This is a genomic window from Streptomyces sp. NPDC049627 (assembly GCF_044465645.1).
GTDB lineage: Bacteria > Actinomycetota > Actinomycetes > Streptomycetales > Streptomycetaceae > Streptomyces.
Genome location: NZ_JBITLW010000005.1, coordinates 26,611 through 34,907 on the forward strand (window position 1 = coordinate 26,611; position 8,297 = coordinate 34,907).

Genomic DNA, 8,297 nt, shown 5'->3' on the forward strand with positions numbered 1-8,297 from the left:
CACCCATCGCGCGGGCGGTGCTGGTCCGGTGCGAAGTCACTGCCATGCGCCGCGGCGTCAGCAGCGGTCGGCGGTGGTGCCAGGCGCCGTCGGGTTTACCACCCAGCCACTCCTCCAGAGCGCGGCGGGGCCGCAACCAGCGGCGGTCGTGACGGTGGGCGCGCACGGCACCCATCGCGCGGGCGGTGCTGGTCCGGTGCGAAGTCACTGCCATGCGCCGCGGCGTCAGCAGCGGTCGGCGGTGGTGCCAGGCGCCGTCGGGTCTGCCACCCAGCCACTCCTCCAGGGCGCGGCGGGGGCGGGCCCAGCGGCGGTCGTGACAGTAGGCGCACAATGGCGCCTCGACGCAGGCCCACTGTGCGACGTCACTGCCATACGCCCCGGCGTCAGCGGCGGTCCGCCGTGGTGTCGGGCGCCGTGTCGGGTTTGCCGCCCAGCCATTCCTCCAGGGCGCGGCGGGGGCGGGCCCAGCGGCGGTCGTGATGGTAGGCGCGCAGGGCGGCCTTGGCGCGGGCGCGCGGGCGGCGGGCGTAGAAGCGGCGGGCCCACGGGGAGTTGGGGCGGGCCAGGCGGATGGCGCCGACCAGGGCGATGACCGGCACGATCACGCCGAAGATCGCGACACGGGCCTTTCCCTTGCCGAGCGCGATGAGGGAGAAGAGGAAGTTCACGCCGACGTTGAGCAGGACGGTGCCGCGGCCCTGCGCCTCGTCCTGGTTGATGTCGTTGACGCCCAGCGGTGAGAAGCCCACGAGCAGCAGGCCTCCCATGGCCGCCGTGAGGACGACGACCTCCACGCTCTTGCGTCCCTCCTCCGTCCAGTACACGTCGTCGAGGTGCAGGATCAGCGCGAACTCGTCGAGGACCAGCCCCGCGCCCATGCCGAAGATCACCGCGAAGACGGCGGCACCGAAGCCGTAGCGGCTGCTGGACACCGCTCCGAAGCCGCCCGCGACGGTCAGGACGACGCCCGGGACCACGTGGTGGACATGCACGGCACCGGTCTCGATGTTGCGGAAGGGGCCCTTGCCCGCGCGGATGAGGCGCGTGATGAGCCGCGTGACGAGGAAGGTGACGACGAAGGCGGTCAGGGCGAGGAGCAGCGGGAGTTTGCCCGGTTCGACGACGTTGCGCTCCAGCCAGTGGCCCATGGGGTCAGTGTGTCCGCGACCAGGATGCGCTGCTCGGCGGGTGTGGCGTCCGGGCTACTCTGCGGGCGTGTCCATGACCCCGCCGCCCCTGCACGGTCTCCGTTTCGCCTTCGGCACCCTCAGCGTGCTGCCCGTCAAGGTGAGCCGCTGGGACCGGGAGGCCGCGCGGGGCGGGATGCTCTGCGCCCCGCTGGTGGGGGTGGTGCTCGGGGTGGGCGCCGCCCTGCTCGGGCTCCTGCTCCTCGCCCTCGGCGCCGGTCCCCTCCTCGCCGCCGTCGCCACGGTGGCCGTGCCCGCCGTACTGACCCGGGGCCTGCATCTCGACGGGCTCGCCGACACCGCCGACGGGCTCGGCAGCGGCAAGCCCGCCGAGGACGCCCTGCGGATCATGAAGCAGTCGGACATCGGGCCCTTCGGCGTCATCACGCTCGTGTTCGCGCTGCTCGCACAGGTGGCCGCCCTCGACCGGCTGTACGACGGCTCGTGGGCCCGGGGCGCCCTCGCCGCCGTCGTCTCGGCGGTCGCCGCCCGTCTCGCGCTCACTCTCGCCGCCCGCACCGGGGTGCCCGCCGCACGGCCGGAGGGGCTGGGGGCGGCGGTGGCCGGGGTGGTTCCCGTACGGGGTGCCGTGGCCGCCGCCCTGGCCGTGACCGGCGTCGCCGCCGCGGCGGGAGCGCTGCTCGGGACGGACGACATCGCACGCACCGCCCTCGCGGTCCTCGCCGCCCTCACCGCCGCCGAGCTCCTCCTGCGGCACTGCACCCGCCGCTTCGGCGGCGTCACCGGTGATGTCTTCGGCGGGCTCGCGGAGACGGCGGCGACGACCGCGCTCGTCGTGCTGTCACTGGGCTGACGCCACCCACGGACGGGCGTGACTCGGCTCACCGACGCCGGGAATCAAGAAACGACCACGACGCCACCGACAGGTGAACGCCCGTAGGAATGAGCAAACGCTCACACGAGCGTAGGCTCGTCCCGAGTGTTCGCCGTACCGGGGAAGGCCCCGCTGATACCGCACCCGTAGGTCGGAACTAGGGTCGGCCGTCGGGCCCGGTCGACCCACACCCATTCGGCCATCGCAACTTCACATCGGAAGCGAGATTTCACCACCGTGACTGCTCTCACTCTCAGCACCGCCGCGGCGCCCGGCCTGCGGGCCGACGCGATCGTGATCGGTGTCGCCAAGGGCTCTGGTTCCAAGGGCGGGAGCCTGGTCGTCGCACCGGGCGCCGAGGCCGTGGACAAGGCGTACGACGGCAAGCTGGCCGGCGTCCTGGAGACCCTCGGTGCCTCCGGTGCCGAGGGCGAGGTGACGAAGCTCCCCGCACCCGCCGGTTTCAAGGCCCCGCTCGTGGTGGCGGTCGGCCTGGGTGCCGAGCCCGAGGACGCCAAGGACGGGGCGTACGACGCGGAGGCGCTGCGCAGGGCCGCCGGCGTCGCCGCCCGCAGCCTCGCCGGCTCCAAGAAGGCCGCGTTCGCGCTGCCGCTGGGCGATGCCGGTGACGTCGGCGCCGTCGCCGAGGGCGTGCTGCTCGGCGCCTATGCCTTCGACGCCTACAAGGCGAGCGGCAACGACGAGAAGAACAAGAAGAACGGAAAGGCCCCGCTCGCCGAGGCCGCCCTGCTCGGCGGCAAGCCGCGCGACAAGGAGCACAAGGCGGCGATCCAGCGCGCCGCCGCCGTCTCCGAGGAGCTCAACCGCGCCCGCGACCTCATCAACACCCCGCCCAACGACCTCAACCCGGAGTCCTTCGCCGCGATCGCCTCGGCGGCGGCCAAGGAGCACGGCATCAAGGTGCAGGTGCTCGACGAGAAGGCGCTGACCAAGGGCGGCTACGGCGGCATCCTCGGCGTCGGCTCCGGGTCCGCCGCGGGTCCGCGGCTGGTGAAGCTGACGTACACGAGCTCCAAGGCGGACAAGCACCTCGCCTTCGTCGGCAAGGGGATCACCTACGACTCGGGTGGCATCTCGCTGAAGCCGGCCGGGCACAACGAGACGATGAAGTGCGACATGAGCGGCGCGGCGGCGGTCTTCGCCGCGGTGGTCGCCGCCGCTCGGCTCGGCCTCCAGGTGAACGTGACCGGGTGGCTGGCGCTCGCCGAGAACATGCCGTCGGGGTCCGCCGTGCGTCCGGGTGACGTGCTGCGGATGTACAGCGGCAAGACGGTCGAGGTGCTCAACACCGACGCCGAGGGGCGGCTCGTGCTCGCCGACGCCCTGTGGGCCGCGTCGCAGGAGAAGCCGGACGCGATCGTGGACGTGGCGACGCTCACGGGTGCGATGGTGCTGGCGCTGGGCAACCGCACCTTCGGTGTGATGGCCAACGACGACGCGTTCCGCACCGCGATCGTGGAGGCGGCCGAGGAGGTCGGGGAGGCGTCCTGGCCGATGCCGCTGCCGGAGCACCTGCGCAAGGGAATGGACTCCCCCACCGCCGACATCGCCAACATGGGTGAGCGCATGGGCGGGGGCCTGGTCGCCGGTCTCTTCCTGCGCGAGTTCGTGGGCGAGGGCATCACGTGGGCGCACCTCGACATCGCGGGCCCCGCGTTCAACGAGGGCGGGCCCTTCGGGTACACGCCCAAGGGCGGTACGGGGTCCGGTGTGCGGACGCTGGTGCGGCTGGCCGAGCTGACGGCGGCGGGTGACCTGGGCTGACGCCGGTCCGGGTGAGGGGGCTCCGCACGCGGGTAGGGCGGAGCCCCCTCTTCCGTGCCCGCACTTCCTTGACCGCGTGCCCACACTTCCGAGCCCGCTCAACTGAACGTGGGGCGTCTCACACACCGGCCCGGCGTCTCGTTCGGTGTGGACAAGTGCGAAGATGGGCGTCGGCAGGACAGGGCCCCACCTAAGGGCCGAAGAACGAGCGGCCGGACACCAGCCGCCAGCCGGTCAGTGAAGACCGGCGTACGGCGCACATGCATGGAGGACGTGACGTGGCGAACGACGCCAGCACCGTTTTCGACCTAGTGATCCTCGGCGGTGGTAGCGGTGGTTACGCCGCGGCCCTGCGCGGGGCGCAGCTGGGCCTGGACGTCGCCCTGATCGAGAAGGACAAGGTCGGCGGCACCTGCCTGCACCGGGGTTGCATCCCCACCAAGGCCCTGCTGCACGCGGGCGAGATCGCCGACCAGGCCCGCGAGAGCGCCCAGTTCGGCGTCAAGGCCACCTTCGAGGGCATCGACATCGCCGGGGTCCACAAGTACAAGGACGGCGTGATCGCCGGCCTGTACAAGGGCCTGCAGGGTCTGGTCGCCTCCCGCAAGGTGACGTACATCGAGGGTGAGGGCCGTCTGTCCTCCCCGACCTCCGTCGACGTCAACGGTCAGCGCATCCAGGGCCGCCACGTCCTGCTGGCGACCGGCTCCGTGCCGAAGTCGCTGCCGGGCCTGGAGATCGACGGCAACCGGATCATCTCCTCCGACCACGCCCTCGTCCTGGACCGCGTGCCCAAGTCCGCGATCATCCTGGGCGGCGGCGTCATCGGTGTCGAGTTCGCCTCGGCGTGGAAGTCCTTCGGCGCCGACGTCACCGTCATCGAGGGCCTGAAGCACCTCGTCCCGGTCGAGGACGAGAACTCCTCCAAGCTTCTTGAGCGCGCCTTCCGCAAGCGCGGCATCAAGTTCAACCTCGGCACCTTCTTCTCCAAGGCCGAGTACACCGCCGACGGCGTCAAGGTCACCCTCGCCGACGGCAAGGAGTTCGAGGCCGAGGTGCTGCTGGTGGCGGTGGGCCGTGGCCCCGTCTCCGCCGGTCTCGGCTACGAGGAGCAGGGCGTCGCGATGGACCGCGGCTACGTCCTGGTCGACGAGTACATGCGCACCAACGTCCCGACCATCTCCGCCGTCGGTGACCTCGTCCCGACCCTCCAGCTCGCGCACGTCGGCTTCGCCGAGGGCATCCTGGTGGCGGAGCGTCTGGCCGGTCTGAAGACCGTTCCGATCGACTACGACGGTGTCCCCCGCGTGACCTACTGCCACCCGGAGGTCGCCTCGGTCGGCATCACCGAGGCCAAGGCCAAGGAGATCTACGGCGCGGACAAGGTCGTCGCCCTGAAGTACAACCTGGCCGGAAACGGCAAGAGCAAGATCCTGAACACCGCGGGCGAGATCAAGCTCGTCCAGGTCAAGGACGGTGCGGTGGTCGGCGTCCACATGGTCGGCGACCGCATGGGCGAGCAGGTCGGCGAGGCCCAGCTGATCTACAACTGGGAGGCCCTGCCGGCCGAGGTCGCCCAGCTCATCCACGCCCACCCGACGCAGAACGAGGCGCTCGGCGAGGCCCACCTGGCCCTGGCGGGCAAGCCGCTGCACGCGCACGACTGACCCTCGGTCGACGAAGCGACGACTCAGACTTCCGCAATTCGTAAGGAGCAACCGAAACCATGGCGGTTTCCGTAACCCTTCCGGCGCTCGGCGAGAGCGTCACCGAGGGCACTGTCACCCGCTGGCTGAAGGCCGAGGGTGAGCGCGTCGAGGCCGACGAGCCGCTGCTCGAGGTCTCCACCGACAAGGTCGACACCGAGATCCCCTCCCCCGCCGCCGGCATCCTGGCCTCCATCAAGGTCGCCGAGGACGAGACGGTCGAGGTCGGCGCCGAGCTGGCCCTGATCGACGACGGCACCGGTGCCCCCGCTGCCGCCCCGGCCCCCGCCGCCGAGCAGGTCGCCCCGCCGGCTCCCGAGCCGGCCCCGGCCGCCCAGCCGTCCACCGAGCAGGCCGCCCCCGCTCCGGCCCCGACCGCCGAGGCCGCTGCCGGCGCCGGTACGGCCGAGGGCACGGACGTGGTCCTGCCCGCGCTCGGCGAGTCCGTCACCGAGGGCACCGTCACCCGCTGGCTGAAGTCGGTCGGTGACAGCGTCGAGGCCGACGAACCGCTGCTCGAGGTCTCCACCGACAAGGTCGACACCGAGATCCCCGCCCCCACCTCCGGCACGCTGCTGGAGATCGTGGTCGGCGAGGACGAGACGGCCGAGGTCGGCGCCAAGCTGGCCGTCATCGGCGTCGCGGGTGCCGCTCCGGCGGCCGCCCCGGCCCCGGCGGCTCCGGCTCCCGCCGCCGCTGCCCCGGCCGCGCCCGCGGCTCCGGCTGCCCCCGCGGCTCCGGCGCCCGCCCCCGCCGCTCCGGCCGCGCCCGCCGCTGCCGCCCCGGCTCCGGCCCAGCCCGCGGCTCCGGCGCCCGCGCCGGCGCCCGCCCCCGCTCCGGTCACCCCGGCTCCGGCCGCTCCGGCCGCCGCCAAGCCGACCGACGAGGGCGCCTACGTCACCCCGCTGGTGCGCAAGCTCGCCGCCGAGAACGGCGTCGACCTGGGCACCGTCAAGGGCACCGGCGTCGGCGGCCGTATCCGCAAGCAGGACGTCATCGCCGCCGCCGAGGCCGCGAAGGCCGCCGCCGCTGCCCCGGCCCCCGCCGCCGCGGCTCCGGCTGCCGCCAAGAAGGCCCCGGCGCTGGAGGTCTCGCCCCTCCGTGGCCAGACCGTCAAGATGCCGCGCATCCGCAAGGTCATCGGCGACAACATGGTCAAGGCGCTGCACGAGCAGGCGCAGCTGTCCTCGGTCGTCGAGGTCGACGTCACCAAGCTGATGCGTCTGCGCGGCCAGGCCAAGGACTCCTTCGCCGCGCGCGAGGGCGTCAAGCTCTCCCCGATGCCGTTCTTCGTGAAGGCGGCGGCCCAGGCGCTGAAGGCCCACCCGGTCATCAACGCCAAGATCAACGAGGCCGAGGGCACGATCACCTACTTCGACTCCGAGAACGTCGGAATCGCGGTGGACTCCGAGAAGGGCCTGATGACCCCGGTCATCAAGCACGCGGGCGACCTCAACATCGCCGGCATCGCGAAGGCCACGGCGGAGCTGGCCGGCAAGGTCCGCGCCAACAAGATCACGCCCGACGAGCTGTCCGGCGCGACCTTCACCATCTCCAACACCGGTTCGCGCGGTGCGCTCTTCGACACGATCATCGTGCCGCCGGGCCAGGTCGCGATCCTCGGCATCGGCGCCACGGTCAAGCGCCCGGCCGTCATCGAGACGGAGGAGGGCACGGTCATCGGCGTCCGCGACATGACGTACCTGACCCTGTCCTACGACCACCGCCTGGTCGACGGCGCCGACGCGGCCCGTTACCTGACGGCGGTCAAGGCGATCCTGGAGGCGGGCGAGTTCGAGGTCGAGCTCGGCCTGTAGTCGCCGCCCCGCTGCAACACATCGGTGCCCTTGCCTGGAAGTTCCGGGCAAGGGCACCGCCCTTTAGGGGCGCGAGGCTGTGTCGATATGCGGCTCCGCGGCGGGGCGCGATCAGCCACAAACAACCCGCAGCCGCCCGACGGCAGATCACACCGAGCTCTCAGGCACCCCACCGCCACCCCGTGTAAGTCTCGTCTCACCTGCACGAAAGCGCCCCCGCGCGCCCTCCCCACGGAGCGCACCGGCCTTATTGTCTAAACGTCAAACGCGCCCCTAAGGAGCTCCCATGACCGCCCCCGTCATCCACTCGCTGCGCGAACAGATCCGCGAGCACATCCTGGAGGGGATCATCAGCGGTCGCTGGCAGCCGGGCGAGCGCATCGTGGAGCGGCGCATCGCGACCGAGCTGGAGGTCAGCCAGACACCCGTACGCGAGGCCCTGCGCGAACTGGAGTCGCTGCGGCTGATCGAGTCCGCTCCCAACAAGGGCGTCCGCGTGCGGAATCTGACCGCGGCCGATCTGGAGGAGAGCTACCCGGTCCGGGCCGGCCTGGAGGCCATCGCCGCGGAACTCGCCGTTGACCGGCTCGCCGAGGACTGCTCCGCCCTGGAGCCGCACGTCTCCGCCCTCTACGAGGCCGACCGCAACGCCGACGGCACCGCCCAGGTACGGCACACGGTCGCCTTCCACCGTGAACTCGTCCGCGCGGCGGGCAACTCCGTGCTGCTGCACACCTGGGAGGGCCTCGGCATCGAGGTGTTCACGGCCCTGTCGATCCGCTGGCTGGGCACCGTGCAGCAGTCGTACGCGGAGGAGCACGACGAACTCGTGGCCGCCTTCCAGCGCCGGGACCCCCGCATCGCCGAGCTCGTCAAGGCCCACGTCCTCGGCTGCGCACCACGCCACGAAAGCAAGTAACCCGAGCCGGGAACTCGCCCAGCCCCCGCAACCCCGACACCGCCG

General features: G+C 72.1%; 6 protein-coding genes and 1 pseudogene. 5 read left to right on the plus strand and 2 right to left on the minus strand.

Annotation, left to right across the window (positions count from 1 at the left end; genetic code table 11):
* Positions 1–214 (minus strand): annotated as a pseudogene (locus tag ACIBU0_RS14580) (hypothetical protein); the annotation flags it as partial.
* A 172-nt stretch (positions 215–386) separates the two neighbouring features.
* A complete protein-coding gene (locus ACIBU0_RS14585; protein WP_398817001.1) occupies positions 387–1,151 on the minus strand; it encodes a hypothetical protein in 765 nt (254 codons plus the stop codon).
* Between the two features lie 73 nt (positions 1,152–1,224).
* Here ACIBU0_RS14585 and ACIBU0_RS14590 point away from each other — a divergent pair, with 73 nt between their 5' ends.
* The 5 genes from ACIBU0_RS14590 to ACIBU0_RS14610 all read left to right on the plus strand — a co-directional run bounded on the left by ACIBU0_RS14590 (position 1,225) and on the right by ACIBU0_RS14610 (position 8,252).
* Complete coding sequence (locus tag ACIBU0_RS14590; protein WP_398818256.1) at positions 1,225–2,004, plus strand: adenosylcobinamide-GDP ribazoletransferase; 780 nt, start codon at positions 1,225–1,227, stop codon at positions 2,002–2,004.
* A gap of 258 nt (positions 2,005–2,262) precedes the next feature.
* Entirely contained in the window at positions 2,263–3,810 is a 1,548-nt protein-coding gene (locus ACIBU0_RS14595) for a leucyl aminopeptidase (protein ID WP_398817004.1), read from the plus strand.
* Between the two features lie 278 nt (positions 3,811–4,088).
* Positions 4,089–5,477 (plus strand): dihydrolipoyl dehydrogenase, encoded by a 1,389-nt coding sequence (gene lpdA, locus ACIBU0_RS14600; RefSeq protein ID WP_062702738.1) that lies wholly within the window; start codon positions 4,089–4,091, stop codon positions 5,475–5,477.
* Between the two features lie 59 nt (positions 5,478–5,536).
* Positions 5,537–7,333: a 2-oxoglutarate dehydrogenase, E2 component, dihydrolipoamide succinyltransferase gene (sucB, locus tag ACIBU0_RS14605; protein ID WP_398817007.1), complete on the plus strand. Its 1,797-nt coding sequence runs from the start codon at positions 5,537–5,539 to the stop codon at positions 7,331–7,333.
* Positions 7,334–7,619: 286 nt separating this feature from the next.
* Positions 7,620–8,252, plus strand: a complete 633-nt coding sequence (locus ACIBU0_RS14610) for a GntR family transcriptional regulator (RefSeq protein WP_398817010.1) — start codon at positions 7,620–7,622, stop codon at positions 8,250–8,252.
* Positions 8,253–8,297 lie beyond the last annotated feature (45 nt).

Excerpts from the sequence above, each read along its gene's own strand:
- ACIBU0_RS14585 (WP_398817001.1), bottom strand. The coding sequence starts at position 1,151 with ATGGGCCACTGGCTGGAGCGCAACGTCGTCGAACCGGGCAAACTCCCG.
- ACIBU0_RS14590 (WP_398818256.1), top strand. The coding sequence starts at position 1,225 with ATGACCCCGCCGCCCCTGCACGGTCTCCGTTTCGCCTTCGGCACCCTC.
- sucB (WP_398817007.1), top strand. The coding sequence starts at position 5,537 with ATGGCGGTTTCCGTAACCCTTCCGGCGCTCGGCGAGAGCGTCACCGAG.
- ACIBU0_RS14610 (WP_398817010.1), top strand. The coding sequence starts at position 7,620 with ATGACCGCCCCCGTCATCCACTCGCTGCGCGAACAGATCCGCGAGCAC.